Raw genomic sequence first — 2,342 nt, forward strand, 5'->3', positions numbered from 1 at the left:
ATAAACACTCTTATTAATACTGGAATCATAGAATCAACTAGTTCTAATAGTCTTGCTGCAGGTATTAGTATCGCAACTCTTAGTGGTAGTCCTTCTACCATCAATAATTTCACTAATGAAGGTACTATTCAATCAAACTCTCATGGTATCTTAGCAGAAGCTGGAAATAAGATTAATACTATTACCAATAAAGGCACTATAGAAGCTGATTTAAATGGTTTGAGTTTTTATGATCATGGTAGTACTGGTGGAAGCGGTAACACTATGAAACTAGGTAAAATCATACTAGAAAGCGGTAGTAGCATTAAAGCTGGAAATAATGGTATAAATATAGACAATGGAGCTTCTAAAGCTATAGAAGCTGATGGTATAGAAGTTAAAAGTGGCGCTATTGTAAGTGGTGGTAACTCTGGTATTTATATAGGGGGTGGAAAAGAGATTGATACTCAAATCACCATTTCAGGTTCAGTTACAGGAGGAACTGCTGGTATAGTTAATGAAGGTGTTATAGGTAGTAATGCTAGTTCAGGTAGCACAGGCGGTATTATCATCTCAGGTGGTAGTGTTAGCTCTTCAAGTGGAGGATCTGGTATAGTAAATCAAGGTAATGGTTCTATTACAGGTGAAATCAAAGTAGAAAGTGGTGGTTCAGTAGAAGGTGGTATTACCAATACAGGAAGTGGTTCTATCTCAGGAAGTATAGTGGTTGAAAGTGGTGGCAAACTTGATTCTATTACTAATACCTCTTCTTCATCTACAGGTATAAGTGGTTCTATTACTAATAATAGTGATAATAGTCTTGAAATTTCAAATGGTGAAGGTGCAACCATAGGTGGAGGTATTGTTAATAATGGCAATGCAGACTTAACTATCTCCAACCAAGGCTCAGTAGGTAAAGATGAAAGCGGTAACACAGTAACCAATAATGGAAGTGGTAGTGTTGGAATTAAAGATTGGGTAGTAAGTACTGATAAAAATACAGGTAAATTAGAAACTGTAGTTGTAGGTGGAAATGGTGCTTCTAATGTAAAAGTAGAAAACATCACCGTAGATCAAAGCAATGTTAATCTTGATGAATTAAGTGATATAAATAATATTATTAGTGGAGTAAATCAAGGTAATATTGGCAATATTGGAACCAATGGTGGAGGAGAAATATCTTTAAGCTATGATCCACTAACAGGAAAGCTTACTACAGATTTTAACCTTAATGCCTCAATATCTGGAGCAACCTTTAGATCTTTAATCTCTACAACTTCAAGAAGATCAACCTTTATTGATAATGTTATGGGTAATTCTATGCAAAGCTTTACTTTAAGCTCTTCAAGCAAATCTCAAAGCATCGCTATGTCTGAAAAGGGTAATTTATATGCAGATGCAAGTGATTATATAAAGAGTGATTTAAATAATGGAGCTTATGGATACAATAAAGAACATTCTTTATTTATCCTTCCTTATGCCTCTTCACAGAATGTTGAACTTTCTTTAAATGAAGAAAGTAAAGGACATACTAAAGGAACTATCATAGGTTATTCTACTTTAAAAGATAGTGGAATATATGGTATATATGCAGGTTATGAAGATACAAAAATGAATTCAACTTATTTTAATATCAATAATAGAACCTATTATGCAGGTTTAAAATACTTTAATACCTTATTTACTACAAGTAAAGGTCAAGAAGTTTATATTAAAGCTCAAGGTAAAACAGCTTTAATTAAAAATGATTTAACTAAAAAAATAGGAAACAATGAAGCTAAAGCTGAACCTAATTCTTATGCTTATGGAGTAAATACTGGTTTAGGTATGAATTTCATTTCTAATAAAGATATATTCTCACCTGAAATAGGTCTTGCTTATGAAGGAGGTTATACAGAAGCTTTTTCTATGAAAGATACTATAGGTCAAGCAACAGTTAATGGTGGTGAGAGAACCTATGCAAACTACTTAAATCTTTTCTCTACTAAAACAAGCTTTACTTGGTTTAGAGATTGGTTGCCTAATTTAAAAACTTCAGTAGAACTTGGAGCTAAGTTTAATATCAATCCTAGTGTAAAAGCTAAGGCTAGATTTGGAAATATAAAAGTAAATGATGAGTTTTATTTACCAAGAGTACAAAAATTTGTAAGTACTTCTTTAATCATTCCTGTTAATGAAGCTTTCTATTTTAGTTTAAACTATAATGGAATGTTTGATAAAGATGGCAATACTCATACAGGATATGCTCAGTTTAATTATCTTTGGTAATATCAAAAAAGATAATACTTAGTTTAATTTAGTTTACTCTCCTACTTGTTAAAAATTTCATCCTGATAATTTTAAAATTATTGGGATGGATGTTT

The 2,342-nt window shown here is 31.9% G+C and carries 1 protein-coding gene; it reads left to right on the forward strand.

Going from position 1 to position 2,342, the window contains the following annotated elements:
- The coding region (locus ACOTU8_RS08665) for a hypothetical protein (protein WP_422342543.1) at positions 1–2,247 on the forward strand (2,247 nt) is incomplete at its 5' end.
- Between the last annotated feature and the right edge of the window lie 95 nt (positions 2,248–2,342).

The sequence above is a fragment of the Campylobacter jejuni genome (genome assembly GCF_049221745.1).
Taxonomy (GTDB): Bacteria; Campylobacterota; Campylobacteria; order Campylobacterales; family Campylobacteraceae; genus Campylobacter_D; species Campylobacter_D jejuni_E.